This is a genomic window from Mycobacterium malmoense (genome assembly GCF_019645855.1).
Classification (GTDB): domain Bacteria; phylum Actinomycetota; class Actinomycetes; order Mycobacteriales; family Mycobacteriaceae; genus Mycobacterium; species Mycobacterium malmoense.
The window spans coordinates 1,459,671-1,473,227 of sequence record NZ_CP080999.1; the positions used below are offsets into that span (position 1 = coordinate 1,459,671).

Genomic DNA, 13,557 nt, shown 5'->3' on the forward strand with positions numbered 1-13,557 from the left:
TCAATCCCACGTCAGGCCGCCGCGGCGCCACACGTAGGCGTAGGCCACGAAGACCGTCAGCATGAACACCACCATCTCGACCAGCGCGAACGTGCCCAACGCGTCGTAGCTGACCGCCCACGGATACAAGAACACGATCTCGATGTCGAAGACGATAAACAGCATTGCGGTCAGGTAATACTTCACCGGGAACCGCTGCCCGCTCGCCGCGTGCGGGCCGGCTGCCGACGGTCCAGAAGGTCCCGTCGGTTCGATTCCACACTCGTAGGCCGCCAGCTTCGACTTGTTGTAACGCGACGGGCCGACCAGGCTCGCGATCGCCACCGAGCCCACGGCAAAGGCGGTGGCGATCGCGCCTAGCACCAGGATGGGAATGTAGACGTTCAACTCGCTCCATGATCCGTCGTACGGGCCGTCTTCCAGGCTGCTGGGTGGCGACCGGGCGGGTGGCCGGGCTGCTGTGACGAACCGGGTCTGCAGCCCGTCACAGTGATCTTCAACATAGCGTCGTTGCGGTCGGCGCACTTGCCCGGGGTGGTGCTATTCGCGCGGTTTTAACGTCGCCGCATCCGGGCGCGCCGTCGGGGCGTGCCGATACCGAAGGCGCGACGGCACACAGCCGCATGTTCCGGGCCCGCCGGCACGGCCAACGTTTCCGTGTCGGCGCAGGTGAGGACGGATAGCGCGGTGGGCGGGGCCTAGCGAGCCGGGGTGCGCAGCAGCCCGAGCACCGTGCGGCCCAGCACGATGGGGTCGAGGGGGTGCGGCACCGCGGCCTCGGCGCGCGACCAGTTGGCCAGCCACGCGTCGTCCCGCCGGCCGGTGAGCACGACGATCGGCGGGCACGTCGCGAGTTCGTCCTTGAGCTGTTTGGCGATTCCCATGCCGCCGGTCGGGGCGGCTTCCCCGTCGAGGATGGCCAAGTCGATGCCGCCCTCGTCCATCGTGCGTATCACCATGGGGCCGGTCGCCACCTCGACGTAGCTCAACTCCGGCAGGTCCGGGTGCAGATGCTTTCCCAGTGCGCGCATGACCTGTTCGCGGGTTTCGGCGTTGTCGCTGTAGACGAGGATCCGCAGGGGGCCGCTGGAGTCGGGCACGGTCAGATGGTACTGGGGCCGCACCGGCTCTACCGGGGCGCCCGAGCAAAGACGGCTTCCGCGGCCGCCGTCACCGTCGCGCCCATCATGCCGAACTTGTTCCAGCCCAGGCCGAATTGGGATCGATCGACCGTGGTTTCGCCGGAGATCTGGATCGCGCCGTCGCCGAGTGCGGCGACCGTAACGGGCAGAGGCAGCGGCGCGGTGATGCCCTTGATGGTGAAGTCGGCCCGAAGGTCGGCGGCGTTGCCTTTAGGCGGGCCCTTGGCCGGGTGGACTGCGGTGACGACGACGCTGATCTCTGCGAAGCGCTCGACGTCGAAGAAGTCGGCCGAGCGCAGGTGCTGATCGCGACGGCCGATGCCGGTGCTGATCGACGCGGCCCGGATGTCGAGGCGGCCGAAAACCGCGCCCTTGCCGGTCAGTTGCCCGTCGCCGCTGAACTCGGTGAAGCGGCCCTTGACGGTGAGCAGGCCCCACATGTTTTTGACCTTGAAGGTGATGGCCGAGCGATCCGGCACCAGGTTCCATACGCCGGACATGTCGGGATCGATTAGCAGTGTTTCCAGGGTCGTCATGGTTACCTCGTCCGTTTCGGTCGCCCTTAAAGCTAACCGATCGACGGCGCGATGTCGGTGGGGAAGCGTCGCCGAGCTATTCGCTGTCGTATCCGGGGTGGGCAACCGCCAGGCGGTGTCGCACCAGCGTGCGCAGGCAGGCGATGACCTCGTCGGCGCGCCCGTCCATCTCGCCCGCCCGGATGGCGGCCGCGAGCCCGTCCTCGTCGGCGAAGCCCAATCCGGCCAGCGCCGCGCGGGACTCCGCCTCGCTTTCGTCGAGCAGTTCGCGCTCGACGATGCGCAACGCGTTGGCGGCCACCCTGGCATGGAAGTTGACCTGTCCGCTGGTCGCCTCCCGGACATCGGTTTCCAGGAACTCGGCCACCGCGGCCACGAGTTCGGCGGCGAGCGGGCGACCGTAGGCGCCGATCACGGGCGTACCTCCTCCAGCAGGTTGAGCAGGTCCCACTCGGTCTCGCAGACCCGGCGGCCGATCGTCGCCAACTCCACCGAGCGGAATTGACCGCTCAAATGCCGCTCCGCCTGGTGGCGGCAGATGACGCCCCAACGCAGCGTGGCCAGCACCAGCCACCAGTGAAACGCCGCTCGGTCGACGGTAGTCGCGCTGGCCTGTTCGTAGGCCCGCACGAAGCTCTCAACGCTGCCGAGTCCCCCGGCTCCCAGGCTGGCCGGGGCGCCGAACCGCCAGGCCCGGATGCAGAACCAGGCCAGGTCTTCGCATGGCTCGCCGACGTGCACCAGCTCCCAGTCGAGGACGGCGGCCAGGTCGGACCTGTCGACGATCAGGTTTCCCATCCGGTAATCCCCGTGCACCAGAACCGTGGGCGACGGCTGGGACTTTCCAGGCCGGTGGGCGGCGAGCCAGCGAAACGCCCATTCGAAGGTGGCGGTGGTGTCGCCCATGGCGTCGAGCCGCTCGCGCCACTGCGCGAGTTGGTCCTCGCGGGCCAGGCCGAGATCGCGGGTGTCGGCCCGGTGGATGGCGGCCAGCGCCCGCGCGCATTGCCGCAGCAACCTCGTGCGGCCCGCGTGCCCGTCGGCGTCGTCGAGCCGACGCTGGATGCGCCGGGCGATCGTCTCGCCTTTGATCTCATCGCAGATCAGGAGCGGGTTACCCAGTGCCGCAACGGAATCCGACGCGACCAGGATGTGGGGGACAGGTGCACCGGCCGCCGCGGCCGCGGCCTGCGCGCGAGCCTCGAGCTCCATGCCGGCGTGCACGTCGTCGGGTGGCCCGGTGCGCACGATCAGCTTGCGGCGTTGCCCGCCCGTGACGGCATCGAACGCCCACGTGGTGCGGCTGGCGCCACCGGTCAGCGCGCGCAGGTTCTCGACCGTGACGCCGGCGCCCAGCACCGTGGCCAGTTTGGCGGCCAGTTCCCCGGTCGGCGTCACGTGCCGAACCTGAACAGCCGCTGCGCCACTCGGCGAATCTGGATCTCCTCGGCGCCCTCGGTGATCCGGTAGCGGCGGTGGTGGCGGTAGATGTGCTCGAACGGCTCGTGCCGGCTGTAGCCGAGGCCTCCGAAGACCTGCATGGCGCGGTCGGCGGCGTCGCAGACCAGTCGGTTGGCGCGGTAATTGGCCATCGACACCTTGTCGGAGACCTCCATGTGGTGGTCACGGTCCAAATGCCAGGCCGCGTACCGCACCAGCAGCCGCACCATCTGGGCTTCGGTCTGCAGCTCCGCCAGCGGCCACTGCACGGCCTGGTTGACCGACAGCGGCTTGCCGAACACCGTCCGCTCGCCGGCGTATTCGGCGGCCCGGTCGATGCAGTATTGCGCCGCGCCCAGGCTGCTGGCCGCTTGTCGGATCCTGTTCTCGTGCAGGAAGGTCTGCGCGACCTCCAGGCCGCGGTCCACCTCGCCGAGCACCGTGTCGGCGGGCACCCGCACGTCGGCCAGCTCGACTTCGCCATGGTCGGAGGGCATGTTGAACGTCCACCAGTAGTAGGGGACGGTGAATCCGGGCGCATCGGTCGGGACCAGGAAGGCGGTGATGCCCCGGGCCGCCCCCGGCTCACCGGAGGTGCGGGCGAAGATCAGGTCGTGGGTCGCGCGGTGCACCCCGGTGTTGAACCGCTTGGCGCCGTTGATCACCCAGCCGCCACCGTCGGGTTCGGCGCGCGTTTCCAGCCAGGTCGCATCGGATCCGTGCCGCGGCTCGGTGAGGCCGAACGCCATGGAACGCTCCCCGGTGATCAGCGCCTCCGACCAGACGCGGCGCTGCTCGTCGGTGCCGAAGCGTTCCATCATGATCACCTGCGGAAAATTACCGACGATCGACGACTCGTTCTGCAGGTCGTTGTGCAGCCCAAGGCCCTTGTGCGCCAGGTGCTCCCGGATCACGGCCATGTCGAGGTTGGTGCCGTCGCGGCCGCCCAGCGACGCCGGTAGGCCGTAGCGCAGCCAGCCCGCCCTGTCGGCCCGCCTGCGCATCTCGGCGAGCAGGTCCTCCCACTCGCGTGACGGGATGCCGCCATTGTCCCAATCGGTGCGGGCGTGCTCTCGACGATGGTCGAAATACTGGATGTGTTGGCGTTCCAGCGGATTGATTTCGGCCTCGATGAACGCGTCCATCTCGACGAGTAGACCCGGAAGATGTTCTGGCAGAGTGAAATCCACGTCGATCTCCTTGAGCGGGGGTCACGCCCTGATTCGATCGCCGGCGCGCAGCAGGGCGCTCGGCAGATCATGGCCGACGACCGATTTGGCGACTTCCGCGGCGGCGATGGCGGCCCGCAGGTCGACGTCGACGTGGATACCGCTGTCCCGCAACAGGTACACCAGGTCTTCGGTGGCGATGTTGCCGGTGGCCCCCGGCGCGAACGGGCAGCCGCCCAGGCCGCCGACCGAGGCGTCCAACCGGCTGACCCCGGAGCCGACCGCCGCGTAGGCGCTGGCCAGTCCGGTGCCGCGGGTGTTGTGGAAATGCCCGCCCAGCGGCAGGTCGCCGATCACCGGCCGCAGCTGTGCGATCAGCGAACTCACCCGTCCCGGGGTGGTGGTACCGATGGTGTCGGCGACGCAGAACCGGTCGACGCCGCGGTCGCGGGCGGCCGCGGCGATGTCGAGCACCCGCCGGGGCGGGGTGGGGCCCTCGAACGGGCAATCCCACGCGGTGGCGACGATGACCTCGACGGTGACGCCGCCGTCGTGCGCGATGGCGACGATCTGGTCGATCTGGTCGGTGGCCTCGGCGCTGGTCCGCCCGACGTTGGCCTCACTGAACGCGTCGCTGGCCGCCACCACGTACTCGATCGACCGCAGACCCGCGGCGACGGCCCGCCTGGCGCCGTTGGGGCTGGCCACCAGGGCGGAGAACTCGATGTCCGGGTAGTCGTGCAGCCGCGCGGCGAGTTCGGCGGCGTCGGCCATCGACGGCACCTTCGACGGGGACACGAAGGCGGTGGCCTCCACCTCACGCACCCCGGTGGCGGCGACCGCCGCCAGCAGTTCCAGCTTGGCGGCCAACGGGATTGGCTTCTCGATCTGCAGGCCGTCGCGCAGCGACACCTCGCGGATGTCCACGTGCCGGGTCATAGCACCCCCTCGCCGCGCAACTCACGGAGCTGCTCGGCGGTCTTGCCCAGCAACCCGAGGTAGACCTCGTCGTTGTGCTGTCCCGGGCGCGCGGGGCCGGCGTTGCGGACGCGGCCCGGGGATTCGGAGAGTACCGGCACGATGCCCGGCCCCAAGACGTTGCGCCCGAGGCGTTCATCGAAGTGCTCGACCAGCATGCCGCGGGCCCGCAGCTGGGGGTCGTCGACCACCTCCGCGACGGTGTTGATCGGCCCCGCGATAACGCCCGCGCCACTGAGGGTTTCGATGATGTCGCCGGGGTGCCGCTGCGCGGCCCACGCGCCGATGATCGCGTCGAGCTCGTCCTGGTTGCGGCCGCGGGCGCCGTGCGTGGCGAACCGGTCGTCGGTGGCCAGCTCCGGACGCCCCATGGCCTTGCACAGCCGGGCGAACACGGTGTCCTGGTTGGCGGCGATCACCACCCAGGAGCCGTCCGCGCCGCGGTAGATGTTGGACGGCGCGATGCCCTCCAGCCGGGTACCCGACGGTCCGCGCACCACCCCGCCGACGTCGTAGTCGGGAATCGTGGATTCCTGTACGGCCAAACAGGATTCGGTCAGCGCGACGTCGACCACCTGGCCGCGGCCGGTGAGGCTCCGGCGGTACAGCGCGGCCAGCGCGCCCTGGGCGCCGAACATGCCGGCCAGGCTGTCGCCGAGCGAGAGCGCCAGCCGGGGCGGCGGCCCGCCCGGGAAGCCGTTGAGGTGCCGCAGCCCGCTGGCCGCCTCGGCCACCGAGGCGTAGCCGGCCTTGTGCGCGTCGGGTCCGGTCTGCCCATAGCCGGAGACCCGGACCAGGATGATGCCCGGGTTGCGCGCGCTGAGCACGTCGTAGCCCAGGTTCCATTTCTCCAGGGTGCCCGGGCGGAAGTTTTCCACCACGATGTCGGACTTCTCGACGAGTTCACAGAACAGCTCCCGGCCGCGTGGCTTCCGCAGGTCGAGCGTGACGGCCCTCTTGTTGCGCGCGTGGACGGTCCAGAAGACGTGGTGGCCGTCGAGTTCGGCCTGGCCCCACGTTCGCAACGGATCCGGGGCGCCGGGGGGTTCCACCTTGATGACGTCGGCGCCCAGGTCGCCGAGCAGCCGTCCGGCGAACGGCCCGGCGATCAGGGTGCCGAGCTCGAGTACCCGGATGCCGTCCAGGGGGCCGCTATTGTCCCCGAGCTCGATAACGGATTCCATGGACGACTCCTGGGCTGCGCCGTAGAAAGCTGAAAGTGACACTACTTTGTGCCGCACCCGAGCCGCGAGACGCGGTCACATCCGCCACAGGCGTCTCTCCGCGGAAGGGGACACCCGATGTGCCCGCCTCCGCGCGACAATCACCTGTGCGGGTCGTCGCCCAGCGAAATTGTCGCTCGGAGCCGGGCACACCGTCGATCGGTTCTGCGCTGAGGCTGGTGTGGCCGATGCGACCTGACGCGGTCACAAGGCGACCGCCAGCGCCCCCTCAATCGCGGACACGCAGCACGACTTTTCCCTTGGCGGTGCGATTCTCCAGGGACGCGACCGCCGCGGCGGCCTCGTCCAGCGGATAGACCACCGGCTCCGGGGGAGGCAGCCGGCCCGAGCTGAGCAGGCGCTCCACCGCGGCCCACTGCTCGGCCAGCGCGCCCGGATGTGTCCCGGCCCAGGCACCCCAGCCGACACCGACAACATCGATGTTGTTGAGCAGCAGCCTGTTTACCTTCACGGTGGGAATCTCACCGCCGGTGAAGCCGACCACCAGCAGCCGCCCGCCCGGCGCAAGCGAGCGCAGCGAATCGGTGAACCGGTCGCCGCCCACCGGGTCGACGACGATGTCCACGCCGCGGCCGTCGGTCAACTCCTTGACCGCGTCTTTGAAGCCCTCGGTCAGCACCACATCGGTCGCGCCCGCCGCGGTGGCGATGTGGCCCTTCTCGTCGGTGCTGACCACCGCGATGGTGCGCGACGCCCCGAGCACCGGCGCCAGCCGCAGCGCCGACGTCCCGATCCCGCCGGCCGCGCCGTGCACCAGCACCGTCTCGCCCTGCTGCAGGCGGCCGCGCACCGTCAGCGCGAAGTACACGGTCAGGTCGTTGAACAGCAGGCCGGCGCCCGCCTCGAAGCTCACGTTGTCCGGCAGCTTGAACACCCGGTCGGGGGAGAGCACCGCGACCTCGGCCATGCCGCCGGTGAGCATGGTCAGCCCGACGACCCTGTCGCCGGAACGCACGGGGGAGCCGTCCGGCGCCGATCGAACCACCCCGGCGACCTCGGCTCCGAGGACGAACGGGGGATCCGGCCGGTACTGGTAGAGGCCGCGGGTCAGTAGGGCGTCGGGGAATGCCGCGCCGGCGGCGTGCACCTCGACCACCACGCCGTCGCCGGTGGGTTCGTCGACGTCGGCCACCTCGATCCCGTCGGGCCCATCGAGCCGAGTCACCCGTATCGCGCGCATGGTCGAATAGCCTACTGCCAGCTCAGAATCCGCCGGCGACCCGCACCACCGCCCGCCCGCGGTGCGCCCCGGCGCGCACCCGATCGAGCACGCCGACGACGTCCTTGACGTCGACCTCGCTGGTGAGCGAGTCGAGGTGACGCGGCCGCAACGAATAGCCCAGCAGCGCCCACAGGTTGCGGCGTGGGCCGATCGGCAGTTGCACCGAGTCCATCCCCAGCAGTGCGACGCCGCGCAGGATGAACGGCATCACCGTGGTGTGCAGCGCCGCACCGCCGCCGCCCATCGCGCCGTGGCCAGCGGCCGCGGTTTGGCGTCGGGATCGGCGGGCAGCCGGCCGATAACCTCCCCGGCGCCAAGCCCTTTCAGCAGTTCGGCCGCCGTTTCCTTGCCGGTCGAGGCCACCACCCGATAGCCGGCGGCCGCCAGCAGGTCGACGCTGACGGAGCCGACACCGCCGGAGGCGCCGGTGACGACGACCGACCCGGCGCCGGGCTCGACACCCCAGTCGATCAGCGCCCGCACGCTCATCGCGGCGGTGAAGCCGGCGGTCCCGATCGCAGCGCCCTCGCGCGGGCTCAGCGCGCCGAGCGGCACCACCTGGTGCCGATCTGGTACCCGTGCGCCAGCACCGTGTCGCCGACGGCGAAGTCGGGGGATTGCGACTCGACCACCTCGCCGGTCAGGTCGATGCCCGGCACGACCGGGTAGTGGCGCACCACGCCGCCACCGGGTGTCAATGCCAGCGCGTCCTTGAAGTTGACGCTCGAATACAGCACCCGGATCGTCACGTCGCCGGGCGGCAGGTCGGACGGGCTGAGAGTCTCGACCGACGCGGTGACCCGGTCACCGTCTTGGCGCGCGACAAGCGCTCGAAACGTGTCCATGACACGACGCTAGCCTTGGTCGATGCAGAGCCTTCCGCTTGGTCGCTGATGCCAGCGCACGTCCGCCGCGCCAGCGCCGCCGATGCCGCAGCGTGCGTCGACGTCTACCGCCCGTACGTGCTGGACACCGCGGTTACGTTCGAGACGGATGTCCCGACGGCCGAGGAGATGGCGGGGCGTATCGAGGGCGCCCTCGCGACGCACGAATGGCTGGTGCTCGAATTCGACGGCGACATCGGTGGTTACGCCTATGCCCACCAATTCAATCCGCGTGCGGCGTACCAATGGTCGGTGGAGACGAGCGTCTACGTCGCCCGCGACCACCAGCGCCACGGCGGTGGCCGGATGCTCTATGCCGAATTGTTGCAAAGGCTGACCCAACGCGGCTTCCGGCGAGCATTCGCCGGTATCGCCCAACCCAATGACGCCAGCAACGCGCTGCACCGGGCGTTCGGCTTCCGCCCGGTGGGCCGCTACCGGCGCGTCGGCTGGAAACACGGGGCGTGGCACGACGTCGAGTGGTGGCAGCTCGACCTTGTCGGGCCCGACGACGAAGACCCGCCGCTACTTGAGTTCGGCCGACGATAGGCCCAGCAGGCGGCGGGCGACGACGAGCTGCTGGATTTGTTGGGTGCCCTCGAAGATGTCCATGATCTTCGAGTCGCGTGCCCACTTCTCTAACAGAGTTTGCTCGGAATAGCCTGTGGTGCCGACCAATTCGACGGCCTTGAGCGTGATGTCGCTGCCCACCCGACCCGCCTTGGCCTTGGCCATCGAGGCTTCTTTGGAGTTCGGGATCTTGTTGTCGGCCTGCCACGCCGCGCGCACGGTCAGCAGGTAGCTCGCCTCGAAGTCGGCCTCCATCCGCAGGAATTCGGCCGCGGCCGCGCTTTGGGCGTGTGACGGTTTGTCGTAGGAGATCTCCACGCCGGCCTCGGTCAGGATCTTGCGCAGTTCCTCCAGCGTGGCCCGGGCGATGCCGAGGGCCATGCCGGCGACGACCGGCCGGGTGTTGTCGAAGGTCTCCATCACCCCGGAAAACCCCTTGCCCGACTCGATTTCGGGATTGCCCAGCAGATTGTCCTTCGGTATCCGCACGTTGTCGAACCGGATGACGGCGGTGTCGGAGCCCTTGATCCCGAGCTTGTTCTCGAGCCGCTCGACGGTGACACCGGGGTGCTCGCGCGGCACGATGAACGACTTGATCGCCGGCCGGCCCAGTGACTTGTCCAGCGTCGCCCACACCACGATGTGCGTGGCCCGCGAACCCGCGGTGACGAAGATCTTTTCGCCGTTGATGACGTACTCGTCGCCGTCCAGCGTGGCGGTGGTGGACACCGCCGCGGAGTCGGATCCAAAGCCCGGCTCGGTGATCGCCATCGCCGCCCACACCCGGCCCAGGCGTTTCAGCTGCTCGTCGGTGGCGACACCGGAGATCGCGGCGTTGCCCAGGCCCTGATAGGGCATCGACAGCATCAGCGCCGCGTCGCCCCAGCTGGCCTCGATGGTCTGCAGCACCGCCGCTATGTTGGCGCCGTTGCGGTTTTCTTCCTTGCCTTCGCCGCTGCGGAACGCCTCGGCCCCGGTGAGCCCCAGGGCGTTGGACTCGGCGGCCCCCGAGAACAGGTTGGACAACGTGTCCAGCTCGACCGGGTAGGCGTGTTCCTTGAGGTCGTATTTGCGGGCGATCGGCCGCATCATCTCCGCGGCGCCCTGGTGTGCCTTGTCCATCACCGCTTGCATCTTGCGGGGAAGTTCCAGATTGATTGCCATGATTGAACTTTCAGCTCGCTTGAGATAAACGACCTAGATAACTACTAGATAACTACGACGCCCTCGGCCACACCGATGGCCCGCAGGTCGCGATACCACCGCTCGACCGGGTGTTCCTTCGTGTAGCCGTGGCCGCCGAGCAATTGCACGCCGTCCAGGCCGATCTGCATGCCCTTGTCGGCGCCGAGCCGCTTGGCCAGCGCCGCCTCGCGGGCGAACGGCAGGCCCTGCTCGGCGCGCGCCGCGCCACGCCAGGTGACCAGCCGCAGCCCATCCAATTCGATGGCGATGTTGGCGCACATGAACGCCACGGCTTGACGATGGGCGATCGGCTCGCCGAAGGCCTGGCGTTCCTTCACATACGGGACGACGTAGTCGAGCACCGCGTGCGAGGTGCCGACCGCCAGCGCCGCCCAGCCCAGCCGGGACAGCGCGATCGCCTCCGAGTAGGCCTCGTCGTGTTCGGCGTCGCTCGCATCCGGTTCACCCAGCCGCGCGCTCAACGGGACCGACACCCCGGACAGCTCGACCCGGCCCAACGCCGCCGCCCGGATTCCCATGCTCGGATCCGCTTTGACCGTAAGGCCTTTGGTGGACGACTCGACGATGAACAGCGCCGGCTTGCCGTTCAGTTGGGCTCCCACGACGAACAACTCGGCGTCGGCGGCGGCGGGGACCAACGACTTCACGCCGTCGAGCCGATACCCCCGTGGCGTGCGCACGGCGGTGGTCTTGAGCCGGGTGGGGTCGAACAGCGGTTGCGGTTCGGCGATGGCCACGCAGGCCTGCGGGACGTTTTCGCCCGCGAACTCGTGAAGGTAGGTGGCCTGCTGGTCGCCGCTGCCCCAGTGGGTCAGTGCGGACGCCACGCCCCCGGGCGCCAGGATCGGCAGCGCAAGGCCCATGTCGCCGTAGGCGAGCGCCTCGGCCACCAGCACGTTGGTCACGCTGGAGCGGTGTGCGGCGATGCCCTCGAAATCCTCGGGGATGTTGATCGCGGTGATGCCCAACTCCGCGGCCTTGGCGATCAGCTCCGGCGGGTAGGTGGCGGCCTCGTCGGCGTCGTGCGCCGCGGGTCGCAGGATCTCTTCGGCGAATTCGTCGACGGTCTCGACGATCATCTTCTGGTCCTCGTCGGGCGTCAGGTCGAAGTAGTCCTTGCCGCTGGACTTCAGGCGGGTCGGTCCGCCGCGGAGGTTCTGGATCCGCTTGAACTGCCGGGAGGCGGCGCCGGCGGTGGAGAATATCGTCTTCGTGCCGTAGCGCAGGCCCCGGTTGAGCGGATCGCGCAGGCGGTATTTGTCCAGGAACTCCTGGCCGACGATCGGGGTGAGCAGCGCCAGGGTGATGTCGATGCCGGTCCGTTTGTGGGGTTGCAGCCCGACGCCGGTCTTGCGGCCGCGCCGTTTAAACCGCGAGCGGGAGGTTTTTGACGTCCGTTGTGAACCCGAAAGGGTGTCGGTCATTTCAGCAGCCTCGGTCGTTGGGCGATGCGGATCCATCTATCTTACTCCGGAGTAATATTAGCGGGCTCGCCGTGTTAATTAATTCACACCTGACTCGGCGCGCGCAGGCTGGCCAGCACCCGGTCGTGCAGCAGGCCGTTTGTTGCCACGGCGCTGCCGCGGTGCGGGCCCGCGGTCCCGTCCAAGCCGGTGAACGCCCCGCCCGCCTCGCGCACCAGGATGTCGAGTGCCGCCAGATCCCACACCGAGACCTCCGGTTCGGTGGCGATGTCGACGGCCCCCTCGGCAACGAGGCAATAGGACAGAAAGTCGCCGTAGGCCCGGACCCGCCACACCGCGTCGGTCAGCTCGATGAAGCGCTCACGCAGGCCGCGCTGGGCCCACCCCGACAGGCTGGAGAACGACAGGCTGGCCGAGCCCAGCTCCGCTACCGAGGAAACGGACAGCCCGCGCGGCGGCGCGTCGCCGACCACCGCGTGCGCGCCCCGGCCGCGCGCCGCCCACCACCGACGCTGGAGCGCCGGCGCGCTCACGACACCGACCGAAGGGACGCCGTCTTCGAGCAGTGCGATCAAACTGGCCCAGACCGGCACCCCGCGCACGAAGTTCTTCGTGCCGTCGATCGGGTCGATGATCCATTGCCGTCCGCTGAAGGTGGCGGTTCCGCCGAACTCCTCGCCGACGATGCTGTCCTCCGGCCGTTCGCGCCCGAGCACGCCCCGCAGGTCGGTTTCGACCGCGCGGTCGGCGTCGGTTACCGGCGTCAGGTCCGGTTTGGTGTCGACGCGCAGGTCGAGCGCGCCGAACCGGGCGGCGGTCAGTGCGTCGGCGCGGTCGGCCAGCAGCAGCGCCAGCGTCAGATCGTCCCGGCTCATGGAAGCAGTCCTACCATGGGCCGGGTGTGGGAATTCGGTGTGCTGCTCGTGCTGGTGGCGGTCTTGGGGGTCTTTCTTGCCCAGCGGTTCATTCCACGCGGCCCGCGCGGTCAGCTGGTGAGCGGCACCCTGCTGGTGACCGGGGTCAGCCCGCGGCCGGACGCCGACGGTGAGCAATACGTCACCATTGCCGGTGTCATCAACGGGCCCACGGTCAATGAGCACGCCGTGTACCAGCGCATGGCGGTCAGCGTCGACCGATGGCCGACCATGGGCCAACTGCTCCCGGTGGTGTATTCGCCGAAGAATCCGGACAACTGGAGGCTCGCGCCGGCCGAACCGTCCTCCGGTTAGATATCAAGGGGCCGGTGCCCCGCCGAATCCAATGGTGACCACCAAGTGATGCAGCATCGCGACGAAGGTGATCGCCCACACCGCGAGCAGGGCCAGTTCGCGACGCCCTTCCCCGAGAGCGCATGGGCGTGCTGCTGGTACATCGCCATCGAGAGGATGCCCGTGGCCATCACCAGTGCGAAGTAAGCGGGATTGAGGGTTCGCGCCGCATCGGCCGGTCCAGGTGGTCATGCGCCCCTCGGTTCTGTACGGCCCCCTCGCCCGTCCAAGTATGTACCAGCCAACGCCAACAGCGTTTACGGGCAACACAATTACGGCAATGTCGGGCTTCGCCCGGTGACCAACAAGCGACGACGCGAAAACACAATCCGGTTCCGCGGCGGTGGCAACAATAGCCTTTGCCGATAGGGGTTGATAGGGACCAATGGCACCCATTTGTGAATCCAACGCCCCTGGGGACCAGGGCTTCACGTCAATAACGTTACCGGTGGACCAAACTGATGATTTAGCCTT

Annotated in this window: 14 protein-coding genes and 1 pseudogene; 2 read left to right on the forward strand and 13 right to left on the reverse strand. The window is 68.9% G+C overall.

Going from position 1 to position 13,557, the window contains the following annotated elements; all coding sequences use genetic code 11:
• The 10 genes and pseudogenes from K3U93_RS06875 to K3U93_RS06920 form a co-directional block, all read right to left on the reverse strand.
• Positions 1-387, reverse strand: coding sequence for an NADH-quinone oxidoreductase subunit A (locus tag K3U93_RS06875; RefSeq protein ID WP_071511041.1), 387 nt, complete (start codon positions 385-387; stop codon positions 1-3).
• Between the two features lie 311 nt (positions 388-698).
• Positions 699-1,100 carry an Rv3143 family two-component system response regulator gene (locus tag K3U93_RS06880; RefSeq protein WP_071511067.1) on the reverse strand — a complete coding sequence of 134 codons (402 nt, stop codon included), beginning with the start codon at positions 1,098-1,100 and terminating at the stop codon, positions 699-701.
• Positions 1,101-1,129: 29 nt separating this feature from the next.
• The gene (locus K3U93_RS06885; protein ID WP_083010324.1) at positions 1,130-1,678 is read right to left on the reverse strand and encodes a YceI family protein; all 549 of its coding nucleotides are present in this window, start codon (positions 1,676-1,678) and stop codon (positions 1,130-1,132) included.
• Between the two features lie 76 nt (positions 1,679-1,754).
• Positions 1,755-2,093, reverse strand: coding sequence for a DUF6285 domain-containing protein (locus K3U93_RS06890; protein ID WP_071511043.1), 339 nt, complete (start codon positions 2,091-2,093; stop codon positions 1,755-1,757).
• Positions 2,090-3,076 (reverse strand): phosphotransferase family protein, encoded by a 987-nt coding sequence (locus tag K3U93_RS06895; protein WP_083010325.1) that lies wholly within the window; start codon positions 3,074-3,076, stop codon positions 2,090-2,092. The genes K3U93_RS06890 and K3U93_RS06895 overlap by 4 nt, the downstream gene beginning before the upstream one ends.
• Complete coding sequence (locus K3U93_RS06900) at positions 3,073-4,308, reverse strand: acyl-CoA dehydrogenase family protein (RefSeq protein ID WP_083010326.1); 1,236 nt, start codon at positions 4,306-4,308, stop codon at positions 3,073-3,075. The genes K3U93_RS06895 and K3U93_RS06900 overlap by 4 nt, the downstream gene beginning before the upstream one ends.
• 21 nt (positions 4,309-4,329) lie before the next feature.
• The gene (locus K3U93_RS06905; protein WP_083010327.1) at positions 4,330-5,226 is read right to left on the reverse strand and encodes a hydroxymethylglutaryl-CoA lyase; all 897 of its coding nucleotides are present in this window, start codon (positions 5,224-5,226) and stop codon (positions 4,330-4,332) included.
• Positions 5,223-6,449, reverse strand: a complete 1,227-nt coding sequence (locus K3U93_RS06910; RefSeq protein WP_083010328.1) for a CaiB/BaiF CoA transferase family protein — start codon at positions 6,447-6,449, stop codon at positions 5,223-5,225. The genes K3U93_RS06905 and K3U93_RS06910 overlap by 4 nt, the downstream gene beginning before the upstream one ends.
• A 268-nt stretch (positions 6,450-6,717) precedes the next feature.
• Positions 6,718-7,689, reverse strand: coding sequence for an NADPH:quinone oxidoreductase family protein (locus K3U93_RS06915; RefSeq protein WP_071511048.1), 972 nt, complete (start codon positions 7,687-7,689; stop codon positions 6,718-6,720).
• Between the two features lie 22 nt (positions 7,690-7,711).
• Positions 7,712-8,576: pseudogene (locus K3U93_RS06920) on the reverse strand (alcohol dehydrogenase catalytic domain-containing protein).
• Positions 8,577-8,624: 48 nt separating this feature from the next.
• Here K3U93_RS06920 and K3U93_RS06925 point away from each other — a divergent pair.
• Entirely contained in the window at positions 8,625-9,164 is a 540-nt protein-coding gene (locus K3U93_RS06925) for a GNAT family N-acetyltransferase (RefSeq protein WP_083010329.1), read from the forward strand.
• On the opposite strand, the gene K3U93_RS06930 is transcribed toward K3U93_RS06925, so the two are convergent.
• From K3U93_RS06930 to hisN, 3 genes are all read right to left on the reverse strand, one after another.
• Positions 9,141-10,349, reverse strand: a complete 1,209-nt coding sequence (locus tag K3U93_RS06930) for an acyl-CoA dehydrogenase family protein (RefSeq protein ID WP_071511050.1) — start codon at positions 10,347-10,349, stop codon at positions 9,141-9,143. The two genes, K3U93_RS06925 and K3U93_RS06930, sit on opposite strands and share 24 nt — an antisense overlap.
• A 44-nt stretch (positions 10,350-10,393) precedes the next feature.
• Positions 10,394-11,815, reverse strand: coding sequence for an acyl-CoA dehydrogenase family protein (locus K3U93_RS06935; protein WP_083010330.1), 1,422 nt, complete (start codon positions 11,813-11,815; stop codon positions 10,394-10,396).
• 83 nt (positions 11,816-11,898) lie between these two features.
• The gene (gene hisN, locus K3U93_RS06940) at positions 11,899-12,690 is read right to left on the reverse strand and encodes a histidinol-phosphatase (protein ID WP_083010331.1); all 792 of its coding nucleotides are present in this window, start codon (positions 12,688-12,690) and stop codon (positions 11,899-11,901) included.
• Positions 12,691-12,705: 15 nt separating this feature from the next.
• Here hisN and K3U93_RS06945 point away from each other — a divergent pair, with 15 nt between their 5' ends.
• Positions 12,706-13,044 (forward strand): hypothetical protein, encoded by a 339-nt coding sequence (locus tag K3U93_RS06945; RefSeq protein ID WP_139796890.1) that lies wholly within the window; start codon positions 12,706-12,708, stop codon positions 13,042-13,044.
• The last annotated feature ends 513 nt before the right edge of the window (positions 13,045-13,557 follow it).